A 17791-nucleotide genomic window follows, 5' to 3' on the forward strand; every position below is an offset into this window, starting at 1 on the left:
CTATCTTATCTCATTTTATTGTCTCTTTTTTCATATCGGAATTCAAGTGTTAGTAAACAAAAGTCTTGAAATGTCCTTCTTCTTAAAACAAATAAAACGGACACCTAAAAAGGAGTCCGTTTTATCAACCTGTTACTCAGAAATATAATTCTCACGAACAAGCTTCGCCACTTCGTCTGCTGTATCAAGCTCAAGAGCTTTTTGTGCAAACTCGGCCAATTCTTTTTTAGATAGCTTTAGAAGTTGGCTTCTGGCAGGAAGAATCGATGTAGCACTCATGCTAAACTCATCTAAACCTAATCCAAGTAGAAGTGGAATCGCCACTTCGTCTCCAGCCATTTCTCCACACATTCCTACCCATTTGCCTTCTTTATGAGCGGCTTTAATCACCATCTCAACTAAACGAAGAATTGCTGGGTGGTACGGCTGATACAAGTATGAAACCTGTTCATTCATGCGGTCAGCTGCGAATGTGTATTGAATCAAATCGTTTGTTCCAATACTAAAGAAATCAACTTCCTTTGCAAATTGAGGAGCTGCTACTGCAGTAGATGGGATCTCTACCATAATACCAACCTCAATTGAATCAGAAACATTTATTCCTTCAGCGATAAGCTTGTCCTTTTCTTCATTAAGCAAAGCTTTCGCTTGGCGTAATTCTTCAAGAACAGCAATCATCGGGAACATGATCTTAAGATTTCCAAACGCACTTGCACGAAGAAGCGCACGAAGCTGAACGCGGAACAGGTCCTGCTGCTCTAGACAAAGTCTAATCGCACGGAATCCAAGGAACGGGTTCATCTCTTTTGGAAGATCTAGATATGGAAGTTCTTTATCCCCACCGATGTCTAAAGTACGGATAACAACTGGTTTCCCTTCCATACGCTCCACGACTTCTTTATACGCTTCGAATTGTTCTTCCTCAGAAGGAAGATTGTCTCGACCCATATAAAGAAACTCAGTACGGTATAAACCAATACCCTCTGCGCCATTAGCAATAACACCTTCAAGATCCTTAGGTGTACCAATGTTTGCAGCAAGCTCAACGTGCTCACCATCAGATGTGGTTGTTTGATCATTTACAAGTTTAGCCCATTCCTCTTTTTGCTTAAGGAAATCAGCTTTCTTTTGTTCAAATGAAGCTAACACGTCTTCAGATGGGTTGATCACTACCTCGCCATCAATTCCGTCCACAATTACGATGTCGCCGGTTTTTATGGATTTCGTGGCTTCCTTTGTACCAACAACCGCAGGAATTTCCAGTGAACGAGACATGATTGCAGAATGCGAGGTCCGACCACCGATATCTGTTGCAAACCCTTTAATAAATAACGGGTTTAACTGAGCAGTATCTGAAGGAGTAAGATCTTCAGCAATAACAATCGTTTCTTCGCTAATCGTAGCAAGTGATCCAGCTTCAATTCCTAGAAGATGACCAATCACTCGTCTTGAAACATCGCGAATATCCGATGCACGTTCTTTCATGTATTCGTTATCCATATTTTCAAAAATGGTAATAAATTGATCTGCTATTTCATTAAGAGCAAATTCAGCGTTACGTTTCTCATTTGTAATCTTATCCTTAACTGAATCAATCAGCTCGGGGTCACTTAAAACCAACAGATGGGCAGCAAAAATTTCAGCCTTATCTGCACCAAGATTTTGTTCAGTTTTATCTTTAATGGCAGACAGCTCATCCTTTGACACGCTTAGAGCGTTTTCAAAGCGCTCAATCTCAGCACTCGGATTAGATGCTTCTGAAGAGCTGATTGTGAAATCAGGCTCTTCATGCACATAGGCCTTTGCAATAGCAATGCCATGGGAAGCTGCGATGCCAGAAATTACTTGTGGCATGTATTATTCCCCTAACTCGTTTTTGATGATTTCTTCGATTGCAGCAAGTGCTTCGTCTGCATCAGATCCCTCAGCTTTAATTGTTACTTCTGCGCCTTGGCCTACACCAAGAGACATAACACCCATGATGGATTTAAGATTTACAGACTTACCTTTAAATTCAAGAGTGATATCAGAAGAGAATTGACCAGCTTTGTTTACTAGTTGAGTTGCTGGACGTGCGTGAATTCCTGTTTCTGCTGTAATCTTATACGTTTTTTCTGCCATAATGAATCAGCCTCTTTTCTTAAATATAAATTTGAGATTGTAGGTTCTTTCTAGACTTTCAGCTACTATATGCAGAATGTCTGAAGAAGCACCTATTTTAGTTCAAAAAAAAGAATAGCATATTACCGTAAAATAGAACAGACTTTTTATGCCTGATCAAAAAAGTCATACCCTATTCATAACCTAAGTACATGTATTTCGCTTCTCTTCTGCATGAGAAGGATTGATTTTAATAAGTAGAAGCCACGTGTAGCAGTAGATCATGAATAGTATATCATACACAAAAATTATTTATCAATCTTTAGTCCTTAGTGTACAGCCTTTTTTTAAGAACATACGTGAAAACCCATTCCTTGAAAAAGTTTCTAAAGGAATGGGTCGCTTCATACCTATTCGTATTTTAATGCATCTACTGGCTGAAGCTTTGAAGCTTTGATTGATGGTAATAAACCAAAAATGATTCCAACCAGCATGGAGAAGATAAGTGCGCCCACAATGGCTGAGATGGAGATATAGAACGGCATATCCATAATATTAGAGATAATTTTCGCTCCGCCAATTCCAAGTAACACACCAATGGCTCCTCCTACACTTGTTAACACAATCGCTTCCGTTAGAAACTGAAGGAGGATCATGTAACGCTTTGCTCCTAATGCTTTTTTGATTCCAATTTCTCTAGTACGTTCTGTTACAGAAACAAGCATAATATTCATAACGCCAATTCCGCCAACTAACAAAGAAATACTCGCTATTCCGCCAAGTAAGAATGCAAACGCCTGGTTGGCCGCTTCAAGGTCGGCTGTAATGGCTTGTAGATCTGGGATACGGTATTGAGCTGATTCCATTCCTGATAAATCTGCATTTAAAATTCCTGCCGTTAATTGACCTGCCTCTTCAATGGCATCTGGCCCTACTGCTTTAACTAGAATTTGCGTTGGTGCATCATACCCTTCAACAATCGGCCAAATTCCTTTTGAGAGATAAATCTTAGGTTCTGTCCATTCGTCATAGTAGTATTCACTATCCGACTTTTGATCTTCAAAAACACCAACTACACGAAAAGGCATACCCTTAATATCAATTGATTGTCCGACTGCTTCCCCGCCATCAAACAATTCCGTTCGTGCATCTTCATTTATCATCACCAGTTGTGAAGATGAATTCAGTTCCTCTTCTGTAAGCATTCGCCCCTCATGAATATCAACTGGAAACAAATCGAAGTAAGTGGAATCAACAGCAACTGATTCAGGATAAGACATATTCATTTGATGATACGTCTCAACACTCCATGATTTATGAAACAAAGCAATCGTATCCACCAATGGGTCAGAAGTAATCATCTCTAATGTTTCTTCGGATACAGGTGGAGCTGATATATAGGTTTCACCACTGCCCCACATATCTTCTTCTCCGCCCATCATCGCGTCCTCATACGTCACTTGAATCGTGTTATTCCCCATACCGATAATGCTACTTTTTAACATTTCACTTTGCCCTTGAATCATCGATACAATCGCAATAATTGCTGCAATTCCAATGATAACTCCAAGCATTGTCAGAATCGAACGCATCTTATGAGCAAAGATGGATTGAAAGGATAGCTTAATATTCTCAAGCATGAACTGGCTCTCCTTTCTCTTCTACAAACAGCTGCCCATCCCGGATAAAGATTGTTCGATCGGCTTTATCTGCTACTTCTTTGTCGTGCGTAATCATCACAATCGTAATACCTTCATTATTCAATTCCGTAAAGAGATCCAGAATTTGTTCACTCGTTTTTGTATCAAGAGCTCCCGTCGGCTCATCTGCTAAAATAAAGGAAGGCTCATTAACAAGTGCACGCGCAATGGCCACACGCTGTTTTTGTCCACCAGAAAGACTTGATGGCTTAAAGCTTGCGCGTTCAGATAATCCAACCTTAGAAAGCACGTCAAATGCCTTTTTACGGCGGATTTTTTTCTTTACTCCACTATATATTAGTGGCATTTCAACGTTTTGCTGTGCAGTGAGGCGTGGCATTAAATGGAATGTTTGAAAGACAAAGCCGATCGAACGGTTTCGGATTTCTGCCAAGTAATTATCTTTCCCAGCAAGCATATTCACATCGTTTAAATTGTACGCACCAGATGTCGGCTTATCTAAACAACCAAGGATGTTCATCAGTGTTGATTTCCCCGAACCCGATGGCCCCATTATTGCTACAAACTCGCCTTTTTCAATTGTTAAGTTAATATCTTTCAGAATAGGAACCGAATCTTTTCCTAATTTGTAAGACTTAAAGATTTTTGATAGCTCAATCATAGAATATTTCCTCATCAAATAAGACAGCTTCGTCCCCTTCAGTTGGAGCTGGTTCAGGGTATGTGATGTAATCATCCTCTGTCAAACCACTTAAAATTTCAACTGTGTACATTTCTTCGTTTGTTTCACCAACCTCAACCTCTTGCTTCATCCATGTCATTTCTTCACTAACTTTCCAAACATAAGAAAGTCCATCTTCTTCAAAAATGATAAAGGAATCTAAGACAATTTGATCCGTTTCCTCTTCTTCAAAATCACCCATCATTGGCTCAACATTTACGTGATAGCCAATTTCAAGTCCATCATGCTCAGGTAGAACAACGGTAAATGGATACTTAGATGTTTGTGGATTACTTTCTTCATAGTATCCACCATAGCTGTCTTCTTCACTTGATACAGGCAGCTTTCCGATTTCAGTGACCGTTCCAACCCATTCGCCTTCTTGTCCATTTTTTGCCGTTACTAATACTTCAGATCCTTCTTCTAATGTTCCGATTAGTAGTTCATTAATTTGACTTTTAATTAAGTAATCTCCATTGGTTATAATTTGAATAAATGGCGCGTTAGCTGCTTCGTTTTGTGCTCCATCGGCAATATCTGTATTAATGGATTGAACAATGCCTGTTGTTTTACTAACAACGACGTTGGCATTTGTTTCACCTGTTTTCTTAAGTGCATCTAACCGCTTTTGAGTTTGTCCTGTTTCCAGGTTAATCACTTTTAGATCATAGTTTGCCTGATCAAGTTCTTCCTGAAGAAGTTCTTTTTCTTCCTTTTCAGCATTCTTGATTGATTTTGTTAACTTATCAATCTTTTTCTGAGATTGATTGATTTGAAGATAGGCCATTTCAAGCTCCATTTGTGTTTGCTCAATCTCAAGGCTTGTATCTTCTACTTCAACAGGCTCATACTCAAAAAGTGGGTCTCCTTCTTGAATCTCGTCCCCTTCTTGTACAAAGGTTTCTTTAATCTTGCCAAGTTCCGGGTTTATAAAGACTTTTTCTTGCTTTTCTGCTTCAATCTTTCCGGTAAATGCCTGCATCGGATAGGATTCCATACCCATTCCTAAGTCCCCAACCCTCATTGGGAATATCTCGCCTTCACCAAATTCTGCGTTCGCTGCATTCGCATTTGTAAAATGCCATACACCAAAACCTGTGCCCCCAACAACCAGTACACTTGCTAAGACAATACCTGATACAATCAAAGCTCGTTTGCCCAATTCTTTCGCCCCTTAAATGTTCAAAATTATTCCATTTGTTTTATTATCAGTGAGAATCCAAGATTAGGCAATATCAAAACAGTAAAATAAATCTAATATTTTTATAAAGTTTATAAAGTTACACATAATTTACCATCATTCAATTTAAAAATGCTTGCAGAAAGTATCGCACCAATCGTTTTCCTTATACATATACTGTCATGACTTAACCCTTACCGGATACGGTAGCTCTAGCCCGAGCATGAAGGAGTGAACTCATTGAAAGGAGCAGAATTCGGACCTAAACCTTTACTTACAAAAAGGGAACGTGAGGTATTCGAACTACTCGTTCAAGATAAGACGACGAAGGATATTGCTCAAGACCTATTCATCAGCGAAAAAACTGTTCGAAATCACATTTCTAATACGATGCAAAAGCTTGGAGTAAAGGGGCGCTCTCAAGCAGTCATTGAACTCATTAGATTAGGTGAATTAACAATATAATCTGTGCAACAAAAAAAGACTGAAGTCATGGACTTCAGTCTTTTTATTATGATCAACCACCAAAGAAATTCTTGAATGATTGTAGTGCAGTTGAACGGTTTAGTGCCGCAATAGAAGTTGTTAATGGAATTCCTTTAGGGCAAGATTGAACACAGTTTTGAGAGTTTCCGCAGTTCATTAGACCGCCTTCACCCATTAGTGCATTCAGACGTTCTGCCTTATTCATTTCACCTGTTGGATGAGCATTAAACAGACGAACCTGTGAAAGAGCAGCTGGTCCAATAAACTCTGTTTTACTGTTTACGTTTGGACAAGACTCTAAGCAAACCCCACAAGTCATACATTTTGATAATTCATACGCCCATTGACGTTTTGATTCAGCCATTCTTGGACCTGGCCCCAAATCATACGTTCCATCAATTGGAATCCATGCTTTCACTTTTTTCAATGAATCAAACATTCTGCTACGGTCAACCATTAAATCACGGACAACCGGGAAGGTTTTCATTGGTTCAAGATGAATGGGCTGTTCTAGTTTATCAATGAGTGCTGTACATGATTGACGTGGCTTACCATTGATCACCATGGAACAAGCTCCACATACTTCCTCGAGACAGTTCATATCCCAAGCAATCGGTGTCGTTTGTTCACCTTTTGCATTCACTGGGTTTCTTCTAAATTCCATTAGAGCCGAAATAACATTCATATTCGCACGATAAGGAATATGAAATTCTTCTACATAGCTATCTCCATTTGGCTCATCCTGGCGAGTTACTTTAAAATGAATTAGTTTTTCACTCATGATTTAGCCACTCCTTGTTTTTTCTGAGAGTAGTCACGCTTACGAGGTTTGATGAGCGATGTATCCACATCTTCATAAACAAAGTCAGGTGCATTTGTCTCAGCGTTATAACTTGCTCTTGTTGTTTTCAAGAACTCTTCATCATTACGTTCAGGGAAATCAGGCTTGTAGTGAGCGCCGCGGCTTTCATTACGGTTATAGGCTCCAAGTGTAATGACTCGAGCTAGATCTAGCATGGAACCAAGCTGTCTCGTAAATGCAGCTCCTTGGTTGCTCCATTTAGCCGTATCGTTGATATTAATATTGTTAAAGCGTTCCATAAGCTCTTGAATCTTTTCGTCTGTTTTCAGTAATGCATCATTGTAACGAACAACGGTTACATTATCAGTCATCCATTCTCCAAGCTCTTTATGAAGTACATACGCATTTTCTTTTCCATCAAGCGTAAGAATTTTATCGTAAGCCGCTTGCTCTTTGCGTACTTCTTCACTAAATAATGAAGAAGACATGGCATCTGTTGATTTCTCAAGACCATTGATATATTCAACTGCCTTAGGACCAGCAACAATTCCTCCGTAAATGGCAGAAAGTAGAGAGTTGGCTCCAAGTCTGTTTGCACCATGCTGAGAGTAATCACACTCACCCGCTGCGAACAATCCAGGAATATTTGTCATCTGGTCGTAATCGATCCACATACCACCCATTGAATAGTGAACCGCAGGGAAAATTTTCATTGGTACTTTTCTTGGATCATCACCCATGAACTTTTCATAGATTTCCATGATTCCACCAAGCTTGATATCAAGTTCTTTCGGATCTTTGTGAGAAAGGTCTAGGTAGACCATGTTCTCCCCATTAATTCCTAGCTTATCGTCAACACATACCGAGAAGATCTCACGTGTTGCAATATCACGAGGAACAAGGTTTCCATAGGCAGGATATTTTTCTTCAAGGAAATACCATGGCTTACCGTCTTTATACGTCCACACACGGCCACCCTCACCACGAGCTGATTCACTCATTAAGCGAAGCTTATCATCCCCAGGGATCGCTGTTGGATGAATTTGAATGAACTCACCGTTTGCATAGTCAACACCTTGCTTGTAAAGCTTAGCTGCCGCAAACCCTGTGTTAATAACCGAGTTCGTTGATTTACCGAAGATAATTCCAGGACCACCAGTTGCCATAATGACAGCATCAGCAGGAAAACTCTCAATCTGAGAAGAGCTTAATTCCTGTGCCGTAATTCCACGACATGTGCCTTCGTCATCAACGATTGCTGACAGGAATTCCCAGCCTTCATACTTCGTCACGAGACCACTCGTTTCATGTCTACGAACCTGCTCGTCCAACGCATATAAAAGCTGTTGACCAGTTGTTGCTCCCGCAAATGCCGTACGATGATGCTGTGTTCCTCCAAAACGACGGAAATCAAGCAGTCCTTCAGGTGTACGGTTAAACATAACGCCCATACGGTCTAGAAGGTGGATGATTCCAGGTGCTGCTTCTGTCATCGCTTTAACGGGCGGTTGGTTCGCTAAGAAATCGCCACCATAAATAGAGTCATCAAAGTGTTCCCAAGGAGAATCTCCTTCCCCTTTTGTATTAACAGCTCCATTAATACCGCCCTGCGCACAGACCGAGTGTGAACGCTTTACTGGTACAATGGAAAATAGATCTACAGGTACGCCTTTTTCTGCTGCTTTAATTGTGGCCATCAAGCCTGCTAAGCCACCACCAACAACAACGATTTTGCCTTTGCTCATACTTGACTCACTCCTTCAATATACGCTCGAAACAATCATTTTAGACAAATGCGAAAATGGCGCGAAGACCAACATATGTCATCACAATAAAGATACCCAATGTTACAAATGTTGAAATTTGCTGAGACTTTGGAGTGACTGTAATACCCCAAGATACGGCAAATGACCATAGTCCATTTGCAAAGTGGAATGTAGCCGCTACAACTCCAACAATATAAAACGCAATCATAAATGGATTGCTGAAAATATTCGCCATCATATCAAAATCAACTGTCGCGCCTCGTGCTGCTGCGATTCTTGTTTCCCATACGTGCCATGTAATAAAGATTACGAGGATAATTCCTGTAACTCTTTGAATACGGAACATCCAGTTTCTGAAATAACTATATTGGAACGAATTATTTCTTGCTTGAAACGCTATATAAACGCCATAAATAGCATGATAAAGCAATGGAATGAAAATAATGAAAATTTCAAGAGCATAACGGAAAGGAAGGCTTTCCATAAAATGTGCGGCCGTGTTAAATGACTCGGCGCCTCTTGTAGCGAAATGGTTTACAACAAAGTGTTGAATTAAAAATACTCCTATTGGTATTACACCTAGCAAAGAATGCAGTCTTCGAAACAGATACTCACGATTTTCAGGCATACTAGTTCCCCCCACTAAAAATTTTACCGATCAGCGCATGTTCTCTTTTTCTATTTTACTTATAAACAAATCCTCCTGACATCGTTTGCTGAAATATCAAAGGGTAATAGGTAATAAAATCCGACAAATTAATTGTACTCTGATCAGATAAACCCGTCAAGAAACCGTATACAATTTACACTTAAGAAATTCTAGCATATTCATTAATTAACGGGATAAGACCATCTCTCTTAATCATACAAAGGTTAAAAATGTTGATAAATTAAGTAAGAAAAATAGATTTATTGTTATAATAATGAACATAAAAAAATCACCTTGATACCTATAGAAATTTTTCCGGAGTGCTTTATACTAGAATCTAGAGAGGTGTTTACTTGATATGGAACCAAAGGTTGAACTAGAAACGTCTAACTTCGGTTATGACCTTATTCGAAATGATGTGTTATCTGAGTTACTCGGAACGGAAAAAGAGACTTTACTTTATTGGGTCGGTAAATCTACGGCAAGGTCTTATCCACAAGAGACAACAGATGAGTTGATTTCATTTTTTGAAAAAGCGGAGTGGGGTACTCTTTCCTTAGTAAAAGAAAAACCCTATGAAAAAACATTTGAACTGACTGGACCTTGGATGGGCAAAAAAGATCAACGCTGCTATCAGCTTGAAGCTGGTTTTCTTGCTCAACAGCTTGAAACACAAACGCAGGCAACAGCTGTAGCTGTGTTAACTGAAAAACGTCAGCTTGTTCAGATCCAAGTAACCATTGATCGTCACGATCCACTTGATTAGTACACGAGAACTACATATGAAAAAAACGGCGATGTACCCCAGAATAGGGAACATTCGCCGTTTTTTTATGACTCTTCGTTAAGTTTAGTTAAAATCGCTTCCGCAATCGATTGCGGAACACCTTGTTTCACAATCTCCTCAACTTCTGCCTCTTTCATTTTCTTCACAGACCCAAAATGCTTTAACAGCTTTTGTTTTCGTTTAGAGCCAACACCCGGAATATCGTCCAGTACTGATTGAAAGAATGTTTTTGAACGAACAGATCGGTGAAACGTAATGGCAAAGCGGTGAACTTCATCTTGAATCCGTTGTAATAAATAGAATTCCTGGCTATCGCGCTCAAGCGGTATGACCACAGGTGGAGAACCTTTAAGCAGTTGGGATGTGCGGTGCTTTTCATCTTTTGCCAGACCACATACAGGGATGGTTAACCCAAGCTCATCTTCAATGACTTCTTGCGCAGCACCAATTTGCCCTCTCCCTCCATCAATTACAATTAAGTCCGGGAGTGGTAAATCTTCTTTTAAGAGCCTAATATAACGTCTGCGAACCACTTCTCGCATGGACGCATAATCATCCGGCCCTTCAACTGTTTTGATTTTGTACTTTCGGTAGTCCTTCCGACTAGGCTTACCATCAAGAAAGGTAATCATCGTGGATACAGGATCGGTCCCTTGCGTATTCGAGTTATCAAAAGCCTCAATCCGATACGGGGCTGCAATATCCATGGCTTTACCTAATCGTTCAATCGCATGGATCGTTCGATTTTCATCTTTTTCAATTAAAGAAAACTTTTCTTTTAATGCCACTTGGGCATTTTCTGAAGCGAGGTCCAATAGGTCTTTTTTAGGTCCTCGCTTTGGTACAAGAACTTTGACTTCAAGAAGTTCATTCATGAGGTCCGCCTCAACCTCACTTGGAACAAGAATTTCTTGAGGTTTGATATGTTGCTTCTGTAAGTAAAATTGACCAACAAACGTCATTAAATCTTCAGAGGCTTCCTTATAGAACGGAAAAAGGGAAACATCTCGTTCAATTAGCTTTCCTTGCCTTACAAAAAATACCTGGACACACATCCATCCTTTATCATAAGCAAAGGCAAATACGTCTCGGTCCACATGATCATTTACCGTCATCTTCTGCTTTTCAATTATGGCATCCATATGAGAGATCGTATCGCGGATTTCCTTTGCACGTTCAAAATCAAGTTCCTCAGAAGCTTTCATCATACGTTCCGTCAGTGTCTCTTTCACTTCTGAATGTCCATGTTTTAAGAACCGGCTAATCCCTTGAATCATGTCTTGGTTCTGCTCATCTGTTACTTCATATACACAGGGAGCAAGGCATTGTCCAATATGGTAATACAAACAAACACTATCAGGCATATTTCTACACTTACGCAAAGGATAGATGCGATCAAGCAATTTTTTCGTTTCGTTTGCTGCTCCAGCATTCGGATAAGGGCCAAAATACTTCCCACCATCCTTCTTCACTTGTCTTGTTGTGATTAATCTTGGATGCTTTTCGTTAGTAATTTTTAAGTAGGGATACGTTTTATCATCTTTAAGCATGACATTGTATTTTGGGTCATGTTTTTTTATAAGATTCATCTCAAGGATCAGTGCTTCAATGTTTGAACTGGTAACAATATATTCAAAATCTACAATTTCACTAACAAGTCGCTGTGTTTTGGCATCATGTGATCCTGTAAAGTAGGAACGAACACGATTACGAAGGATTTTCGCTTTCCCAACATAGATAATCGTTCCTTGGCGATCCTTCATTAAGTAACAGCCTGGCTGATTAGGAAGTATCGTCAGCTTTTCTTTAAGCTGGCTCATTCGACTCCCCCCTTTTCTAATAGGTTTTACAAGAATACATAGAAAAACCGCTTTCTGCAAGAGAAAGCGGTTCTACATGTGCAAGAGGTACTTACAGATGTTTGTTAACTAGCTCAGCTAGCGCTTCTTTAGGTTGGAAACCAACCACTTGGTCCACTACTTCTCCGTCTTTAAACACAAGAAGTGTTGGAATGCTCATTACACTGTATTTCCCAGCTGTTTCTTGATTCTCATCAACATCCAGCTTTGCAATTTTAATCTTATCGCCCATTTCTGAATCAAGTTCTTCAAGAACAGGTGCAATCATTTTACAAGGCCCACACCATGGAGCCCAGAAATCAGCAAGAACAACACCACTACTTGTTTCAGAAGAAAACGTTTGGTCTGTTACATTCACAATTGCCATGATAAATCCTCCTTTAAATCCTATAACTTAGGTTTCAAATGTATTATAGCACTCAAATATCTCGGATGCGAATGAATTGCTTACAAACCCAAATAGTGATTACAATATTTTTGATAAAAAGGCTTTCGTTCTCTCATGCTTAGGGTTATCAAAAAGCTCTGTAGGAGTTCCCATCTCAACCAGCTCCCCTTGATCAAATAAAATAATGCGATCAGCTACTTCTCTCGCAAAACTCATTTCATGTGTTACCACAAGCATGGTCATACCCGTTGTACATAACTCCTTCATAACATCTAATACCTCTTTCACCATCTCTGGATCAAGTGCAGAAGTAGGCTCATCAAACAGCATGATCTTTGGACGCATAGCAAGTGCACGCGCAATGGCTACACGTTGCTGTTGGCCTCCGGACAATTGCCCTGGAAACTTGTGCGCTTGTTCCGGAATACCGACCCGCTCAAGTAATTCAAGGGCAATACTTTCTGCCTTTGCCTTTGGCCACTTCTTAACCCATATAGGGGATAATGTAATGTTTTTTAAAATTGTCAGGTGTGGAAACAAATTAAATGACTGGAACACCATCCCTGTTTCCTTGCGAATGGTATCCACCGCTGCATTATCTTCAGAAAGCTGTGTTCCATCTACTGTGATATGACCTTTTTGAATTTTTTCAAGGGCATTAATCGTGCGGATAAACGTTGATTTTCCAGATCCGGATGGCCCAAGGATACAAACAATTTCTCCTTGTTTAATGGAAACATCTACATCTTTTAACACATGCAGTTCATTACTGTACCATTTATTTACACCCTCACATACGATAATGTCTTCTCGTTCATGTAAAGGAATACTCGGATCGAATTCAACTAATACTTCTGTTTCTTTGCTCATGCTTTCAGCCTCCATTCTTAATTGTGTCCGACACTTAACGATCGTTCCAGCTTGCGACTAGTGACCGACATCGTGAAACAAATAACCCAGAATAACAATGCAACAAAGACAAACACTTCCTTCTGAGTCCCTAAAAACTCTGGATTGGATGTAACCGTGCGTCCAATCCCTAAAATATCTAACAAACCAACAGTCGCAACAAGCGTCGTATCTTTAAGAATAGAGATTGACTGCCCCACCATGGAAGGTATGGTTACACGCAACGCTTGCGGAAGAACAATAAATACCGTTGTTTTAAACGTACTAAGCCCTAGAGCATGAGAGGCCTCAACTTGACTATTGGGTACAGCTTGCAGTCCCCCTCTTACATTCTCAGCGATGTAGGCAGAGTTAAAAATCACTAGACCAATCATTGCCCGCACCACGTTATCTACGGTTACGCCCCCAGGTAAAAACAAAGGAACCATAATTTGAGCCATAAACAAAATGGTGATTAAAGGGACACCACGAATGACTTCGATATAAATGACACTGATCGTACGTACAATTGGTAGCTTACTCGCACGGCCTAACGCAAACAACACACCAATAGGAAAAGAGAAGACAATGGCAATGGTTGCAAGCATCATGGTAAGCATTAAGCCACCCCATGTATTAGTTCGTACCTCAGGTAAAATGCCAAAGCCCTGTATGAAAAATAGCACAAGAATAAAACAGAGAATCCATGCATAACCGACAATCTTTTTGAGATGGGGAACAACAATACCTAGCCCAACTCCGACTCCTAAACTGACTAGGGCTCCAACTAGCCAAAAACGAGAGGAACCAGAGATAAATGGTAAAGCAAACGAAACAAGATAGACAATTGTTACAGAGAAAAACATGATGGTAGATATACCTCGTTTGGCCCCATATGTAAGACCGATAAACAAGCTCACGAGGAGCAAGGCGCTCCACACTCTCCAAAGCTGATCGATAGGATATTGACCCACCATAAACAGCTTAAAGTTAGCGGAGATGACTTCCCAGCGCGCCGTAAAGAAGGTCCAGCCTGCAATATTTTTAATTAACAACACCGCAAGAGCAAGTAATGTAATGGTGAGAATGGAACTAAACCATGAATAAAACAAATTCTTCTTAAGCCAAGCACCTGGACCAAGTCTTACTTCAGCAGGCATAGGCGATGTAGGTGTGGTCTTTATCTGTTGGAGTTTTTCCGTATTCATTCCATTCACCTCTCTACCAATGCGGTGTATTTGTTATAAATATTCATAATGATGGATGTCACAACACTTATCGTTAAGTAAGCAAGTAACATAATGGTTATAACTTCAATGGCTCTACCTGTTTGATTTAATGTGGTACTCCCGACACTAAATAAATCTGGATACCCAACTGCCACCGCTAAACTAGAGTTTTTTGCTAAGCCAAGATATTGACTTGTAACGGGTGGAATAATCGTACGAATCGCCTGTGGAAATGTGACGAAGCGTAAGATTTTTGATGAGCTTAAGCCTAAGGCCTCTGCAGCTTCAATTTGTCCTTTAGGTACAGCAAGAATGCCTCCTCGAACAATTTCAGCGATATAGGTTGCCGTATACATCACTAGTGCAAACAGAATGGCTGCAAATTCTGGAGAAAACCGGTATCCGCCAACCGAGCCTGTTCCAGTATGTTCAGGTAAGCTTAATGAAGCAGGGAATTCCCTTAAAACAAGATATCCGCCAACAACTCCTACAAACAGAACACCCAATAACCAAAGACTTGGGTAAAGCTTTTTTCCCTGTTCGATTTGTTGTTTGTTTTTCCACTTAAATGTAATGAACGCTGCGACCACCAAAACAAGAAGTAAAGCAACCCAAACCCACAGGGTTGAATTTGCATCGAACCAAGGGAATACAAATCCGCGGTTACTAATGATAAAACCGTAATTGGCATTCACATCTTGGATTCTCGGCATTGCTAGCATTACTGCAAAATACCAAAAGAAGATTTGTACGAGTACTGGTGTATTTCTAAAAATCTCTATGTACCAGGTAGATAGTGTACGGAGCAGCCAGTTACTAGATAACCGACTAATTCCAACTAGAACTCCTACAATCGTTGTTAATACGATCCCTACAATGGAGACCTTTAATGTGTTTAGAAATCCTACATATAAAGCTCTGACAAACGTATCAGAAGGAGAGAAGCTAACCACGGTTTCTCCAATAGGAAAAGAAGCACGATTCGTTAAGAATTGAAAACTCAGTCCAAGCCCTGCCCGGTTTAAACCAGCCATTGCATTTGTTGCTAAGAAAACAATAAAGCCTATAATGAACACTAAAAATAGTAGCTGCCATATGAGATTTAAGTATTTTTGATTACGCCAAAAAGGCGGGCGTTTGTGAGTAGATGGCTGTGCCAATGGATGTCATCCTTTCTTCATCGTTACCTATTAATGAATGAAAATAGCCTGCCTCTCAATCGAAGCAGGCTATTTCTATAAATGAATTGGGTTTATCTAAATGGTGGAGAGTAGAGTAACCCGCCATCGGTGTATAGAGCGTTGAGACCTCGTTCAAGTTCAAACGGACTGTCCGCACCCAAGTTACGATCGTAGATTTCTGCATAGTTTCCAACTTGTTTAATAATTTGGTAAGCAAAATCATTTTCTAACCCTAATTGCTCTCCTAAATTTTCTTCAACACCTAGGAAACGAGCAATGTCAGGATCCTCTGTATCTAAGAAATCATCCACATTTTCAGATGTGATACCAAATTCTTCAGCTTGAATGGTTGCATTCGTTGCCCAGAACATGATTTCTAGGAATTGGTCATCTCCATCTAAAACGGCTGGACCAAGTGGTTCTTTAGAAAGAACTTCGTTTAAAATGACATGCCCTGACGGATCCTGAAGCGTCTCTAGTCTTGAAATGAGTCCGGATTGATCCGTCGTCCAAGCATCAATTGTCCCTGACTCGTAGGCAGCTATTAAGCTATCTTGATCAGCGAATGTTACGGATTCAAAATCAATGCCGCGTTTACTCATCTGGTCAGCTAAATTCAACTCTGTTGTTGTCCCTTGCTCTACTCCGACTCTTGCTCCGGCCAAATCTTCTAAAGATTCAATTCCACTATCAGAAGGAGCCATCATGCCTTGACCATCATAGAAGGTAGTTGGTCCGAAATTTAAACCGATCTCAACGTCACGGTTAAGCGTAAGTGTAGTATTACGGATAAGCATATCCACTTCACCTGTTTGCAAAGCGGTAAACCGCTCTTGAGCAGACAAAGGTCTAAATTCGACAGCATCTGCATCTCCAATTATTGCAGCAGCCATTACTTTTCCAAACTCAATATCAAAACCTTCGTATGCTCCATCTGAACCAACGTATCCAAAGCCAGGAAGCTGGTCATTTGCCCCCATAATCAGTTCTCCACGATCTTGAATAGCCGAGATCGAGTTTCCGGAGTTTGATGACTGTCCTCCATTTTCTTCAGCTGGAGTGTCGGTATCCTCTGAACAAGCGACAAGTAATGCAGCAAAACTCGTTACTACGATTCCATTTACGATCCACTTTTTCATTTTTCTCAATTCCCCCTAACAATTCATATAAAGTAACTATGTTAGTTATATACTAGTTGAATTCCAAATACATTTAATTGGTCAAATTATCTGACTATATTTTTTAGAAAAATATAGATTTTACACATATTGATTCACAATTAGATAACTAATTTCCAATTGAGTTTAATAGTTGGATGAGGAACTTTAGATATTGGCTATAAATATGACTAGTAGCAACAATTCTGTTCCAGGAGAATCCTCCGCTTTCCACGGGTACGGCCTCAGCCTCCTCCGCGGAAGGGCACCGCTACTGAGTCTTCACCGCGAACTATTCCGTAGGAGTCTACGGTTCTCCTTCCACTAGATAAGCTAAAAAAAACGAACGACTCTACTATGAGAGTCATTCGTTTGTTATCTTTATTTTATTTCATAATAATTAACTATATAAAATCTAATTCAACCATAAAAAGATGACCCCTGCGATCAGCAATACTCCGCAACAGGCGTATAAGACTTTAGCTAGCTTTTCCATAGCACTCTCCTATCTAACGTGTATGAATGCCCGCTCCAATCACGTAGGAGAGGCCTATTGAGATAATCATTGAAATTAAGCCGACCGCTCTATTATCGTTTTTGATTTCTTCATCTACTTTAAATGAAGGCATTAAAAACTCAAAGATAAAATAGCTGAGCAATAATAGAACAAATCCAATGGCTCCCCACATTAACATGATCAAAAGGGAATCTGAGTTTTGAATGGAGTGTCTAAAGATATTAGCTACTCCAAAAATCTTTCCACTTGTCGCCATCGCGACAGCAATATTCCCTTTTTTGATTTCTACCCAGTTCCGGTAGGATGTGACCGTTTCAAAAATGGCTAAAAATACGACTAATGCTAAAATACTCACACTGTATAGGGCAAGTGTGCGTACATACTCATTCTCAATAATTAACTGTTCCATCGTTTCAGCCT

General features: G+C 40.0%; 17 protein-coding genes. 2 read left to right on the forward strand and 15 right to left on the reverse strand.

What is annotated here, in order from left to right; genetic code table 11:
• Positions 1 to 132 precede the first annotated feature (132 nt).
• The 5 genes from ptsP to ACQKKO_RS16095 form a co-directional block, all read right to left on the reverse strand.
• Positions 133 to 1854 carry a phosphoenolpyruvate--protein phosphotransferase gene (gene ptsP / locus ACQKKO_RS16075; RefSeq protein ID WP_498648951.1) on the reverse strand — a complete coding sequence of 574 codons (1722 nt, stop codon included), beginning with the start codon at positions 1852 to 1854 and terminating at the stop codon, positions 133 to 135.
• A gap of 3 nt (positions 1855 to 1857) precedes the next feature.
• A complete protein-coding gene (locus tag ACQKKO_RS16080) occupies positions 1858 to 2121 on the reverse strand; it encodes a phosphocarrier protein HPr (RefSeq protein ID WP_479822261.1) in 264 nt (87 codons plus the stop codon).
• 389 nt (positions 2122 to 2510) lie between these two features.
• Complete coding sequence (locus tag ACQKKO_RS16085; RefSeq protein ID WP_498648954.1) at positions 2511 to 3740, reverse strand: ABC transporter permease; 1230 nt, start codon at positions 3738 to 3740, stop codon at positions 2511 to 2513.
• The gene (locus tag ACQKKO_RS16090; protein WP_498648956.1) at positions 3733 to 4422 is read right to left on the reverse strand and encodes an ABC transporter ATP-binding protein; all 690 of its coding nucleotides are present in this window, start codon (positions 4420 to 4422) and stop codon (positions 3733 to 3735) included. The genes ACQKKO_RS16085 and ACQKKO_RS16090 overlap by 8 nt, the downstream gene beginning before the upstream one ends.
• A complete protein-coding gene (locus tag ACQKKO_RS16095) occupies positions 4415 to 5644 on the reverse strand; it encodes an efflux RND transporter periplasmic adaptor subunit (RefSeq protein ID WP_498648958.1) in 1230 nt (409 codons plus the stop codon). The genes ACQKKO_RS16090 and ACQKKO_RS16095 overlap by 8 nt, the downstream gene beginning before the upstream one ends.
• 258 nt (positions 5645 to 5902) lie before the next feature.
• Here ACQKKO_RS16095 and ACQKKO_RS16100 point away from each other — a divergent pair, with 258 nt between their 5' ends.
• Positions 5903 to 6127: a helix-turn-helix domain-containing protein gene (locus tag ACQKKO_RS16100; protein ID WP_143846335.1), complete on the forward strand. Its 225-nt coding sequence runs from the start codon at positions 5903 to 5905 to the stop codon at positions 6125 to 6127.
• A gap of 52 nt (positions 6128 to 6179) precedes the next feature.
• Here ACQKKO_RS16100 and sdhB read toward each other — a convergent pair whose 3' ends face one another.
• From sdhB to ACQKKO_RS16115, 3 genes are read right to left on the reverse strand one after another with little or no spacing between them, the layout of a single operon-like run.
• The gene (gene sdhB / locus ACQKKO_RS16105; RefSeq protein WP_203089762.1) at positions 6180 to 6929 is read right to left on the reverse strand and encodes a succinate dehydrogenase iron-sulfur subunit; all 750 of its coding nucleotides are present in this window, start codon (positions 6927 to 6929) and stop codon (positions 6180 to 6182) included.
• Positions 6926 to 8695 (reverse strand): succinate dehydrogenase flavoprotein subunit, encoded by a 1770-nt coding sequence (gene sdhA, locus ACQKKO_RS16110; protein ID WP_498648960.1) that lies wholly within the window; start codon positions 8693 to 8695, stop codon positions 6926 to 6928. The genes sdhB and sdhA overlap by 4 nt, the downstream gene beginning before the upstream one ends.
• Positions 8696 to 8735: 40 nt before the next feature.
• The gene (locus ACQKKO_RS16115; RefSeq protein ID WP_498648962.1) at positions 8736 to 9344 is read right to left on the reverse strand and encodes a succinate dehydrogenase cytochrome b558 subunit; all 609 of its coding nucleotides are present in this window, start codon (positions 9342 to 9344) and stop codon (positions 8736 to 8738) included.
• 379 nt (positions 9345 to 9723) lie between these two features.
• On the opposite strand from ACQKKO_RS16115, the gene ACQKKO_RS16120 reads away from it, so the two are divergent.
• Positions 9724 to 10131 (forward strand): YslB family protein, encoded by a 408-nt coding sequence (locus ACQKKO_RS16120; RefSeq protein ID WP_498648964.1) that lies wholly within the window; start codon positions 9724 to 9726, stop codon positions 10129 to 10131.
• 65 nt (positions 10132 to 10196) lie between these two features.
• On the opposite strand, the gene uvrC is transcribed toward ACQKKO_RS16120, so the two are convergent.
• The 7 genes from uvrC to ACQKKO_RS16155 all read right to left on the reverse strand — a co-directional run bounded on the left by uvrC (position 10197) and on the right by ACQKKO_RS16155 (position 17780).
• Positions 10197 to 11972, reverse strand: coding sequence for an excinuclease ABC subunit UvrC (gene uvrC / locus ACQKKO_RS16125; RefSeq protein ID WP_498648966.1), 1776 nt, complete (start codon positions 11970 to 11972; stop codon positions 10197 to 10199).
• 91 nt (positions 11973 to 12063) lie between these two features.
• Positions 12064 to 12378, reverse strand: coding sequence for a thioredoxin (trxA, locus tag ACQKKO_RS16130; protein WP_203089748.1), 315 nt, complete (start codon positions 12376 to 12378; stop codon positions 12064 to 12066).
• A 99-nt stretch (positions 12379 to 12477) separates the two neighbouring features.
• Positions 12478 to 13269, reverse strand: a complete 792-nt coding sequence (locus tag ACQKKO_RS16135) for an amino acid ABC transporter ATP-binding protein (protein WP_498648968.1) — start codon at positions 13267 to 13269, stop codon at positions 12478 to 12480.
• A gap of 17 nt (positions 13270 to 13286) precedes the next feature.
• On the reverse strand, positions 13287 to 14495 hold the full coding sequence (locus ACQKKO_RS16140) for an amino acid ABC transporter permease (RefSeq protein ID WP_498648970.1): 1209 nt from the start codon (positions 14493 to 14495) through the stop codon (positions 13287 to 13289).
• A gap of 5 nt (positions 14496 to 14500) precedes the next feature.
• Positions 14501 to 15676, reverse strand: a complete 1176-nt coding sequence (locus ACQKKO_RS16145; protein WP_498648972.1) for an amino acid ABC transporter permease — start codon at positions 15674 to 15676, stop codon at positions 14501 to 14503.
• A 92-nt stretch (positions 15677 to 15768) separates the two neighbouring features.
• Positions 15769 to 16836 (reverse strand): amino acid ABC transporter substrate-binding protein, encoded by a 1068-nt coding sequence (locus tag ACQKKO_RS16150; RefSeq protein WP_498648974.1) that lies wholly within the window; start codon positions 16834 to 16836, stop codon positions 15769 to 15771.
• A 527-nt stretch (positions 16837 to 17363) separates the two neighbouring features.
• A complete protein-coding gene (locus ACQKKO_RS16155; protein WP_498648976.1) occupies positions 17364 to 17780 on the reverse strand; it encodes a DUF350 domain-containing protein in 417 nt (138 codons plus the stop codon).
• Between the last annotated feature and the right edge of the window lie 11 nt (positions 17781 to 17791).

The organism is Alkalihalobacillus sp. NPDC127517, from assembly GCF_050276055.1.
In the GTDB taxonomy this organism is placed as follows: Bacteria; Bacillota; Bacilli; order Bacillales; family Bacillaceae_D; genus Alkalicoccobacillus.

Excerpts from the sequence above, each read along its gene's own strand:
- ptsP (WP_498648951.1), bottom strand. The coding sequence starts at position 1,854 with ATGCCACAAGTAATTTCTGGCATCGCAGCTTCCCATGGCATTGCTATT.
- ACQKKO_RS16080 (WP_479822261.1), bottom strand. The coding sequence starts at position 2,121 with ATGGCAGAAAAAACGTATAAGATTACAGCAGAAACAGGAATTCACGCA.
- ACQKKO_RS16085 (WP_498648954.1), bottom strand. The coding sequence starts at position 3,740 with ATGCTTGAGAATATTAAGCTATCCTTTCAATCCATCTTTGCTCATAAG.
- ACQKKO_RS16090 (WP_498648956.1), bottom strand. The coding sequence starts at position 4,422 with ATGATTGAGCTATCAAAAATCTTTAAGTCTTACAAATTAGGAAAAGAT.
- sdhB (WP_203089762.1), bottom strand. The coding sequence starts at position 6,929 with ATGAGTGAAAAACTAATTCATTTTAAAGTAACTCGCCAGGATGAGCCA.
- sdhA (WP_498648960.1), bottom strand. The coding sequence starts at position 8,695 with ATGAGCAAAGGCAAAATCGTTGTTGTTGGTGGTGGCTTAGCAGGCTTG.
- ACQKKO_RS16115 (WP_498648962.1), bottom strand. The coding sequence starts at position 9,344 with ATGCCTGAAAATCGTGAGTATCTGTTTCGAAGACTGCATTCTTTGCTA.
- ACQKKO_RS16120 (WP_498648964.1), top strand. The coding sequence starts at position 9,724 with ATGGAACCAAAGGTTGAACTAGAAACGTCTAACTTCGGTTATGACCTT.
- uvrC (WP_498648966.1), bottom strand. The coding sequence starts at position 11,972 with ATGAGCCAGCTTAAAGAAAAGCTGACGATACTTCCTAATCAGCCAGGC.
- trxA (WP_203089748.1), bottom strand. The coding sequence starts at position 12,378 with ATGGCAATTGTGAATGTAACAGACCAAACGTTTTCTTCTGAAACAAGT.
- ACQKKO_RS16135 (WP_498648968.1), bottom strand. The coding sequence starts at position 13,269 with ATGAGCAAAGAAACAGAAGTATTAGTTGAATTCGATCCGAGTATTCCT.
- ACQKKO_RS16140 (WP_498648970.1), bottom strand. The coding sequence starts at position 14,495 with ATGAATACGGAAAAACTCCAACAGATAAAGACCACACCTACATCGCCT.
- ACQKKO_RS16150 (WP_498648974.1), bottom strand. The coding sequence starts at position 16,836 with ATGAAAAAGTGGATCGTAAATGGAATCGTAGTAACGAGTTTTGCTGCA.
- ACQKKO_RS16155 (WP_498648976.1), bottom strand. The coding sequence starts at position 17,780 with ATGGAACAGTTAATTATTGAGAATGAGTATGTACGCACACTTGCCCTA.